The organism is Paraburkholderia sp. SIMBA_027 (genome assembly GCF_046535315.1).
Taxonomy (GTDB): Bacteria; Pseudomonadota; Gammaproteobacteria; order Burkholderiales; family Burkholderiaceae; genus Paraburkholderia; species Paraburkholderia tropica.
This window is the reverse complement of record NZ_JAWRWY010001511.1, coordinates 1-240: the sequence shown is the minus strand read 5'-3', so window position 1 is coordinate 240 and position 240 is coordinate 1. Positions and strand designations below refer to the sequence as shown.

At 62.9% G+C, this 240-nt stretch carries 1 protein-coding gene; it reads right to left on the bottom strand.

From position 1 onward, the window contains the following. A partial coding sequence (locus SB764_RS44230; RefSeq protein WP_410867341.1) for an AMP-binding protein occupies window positions 1–240 on the bottom strand: 240 nt, incomplete at both ends.

Below are 240 nucleotides of genomic sequence, written 5' to 3'. Positions count from 1 at the left end.
ACCGCGAAATAGCACTCAAGATAGCGGTGACTGTCCCAGTCCATCACGGCAACCGTGCTGCCGTGCCGCGCGCCGAGTCTGCCCAGGCCATTGGCGAGCCGCGCAATGCGTTCGTGCAGCGTGGCATAGGTCATGCGGACCTGACCGCGGTAGACGATTTCCTGGTCCGGGGCCTGAACAAACGGCGTATGCAGCAGTTGCCTGATCAGCAGCGGATACGCATAAGCGTTGGGCGTCGGG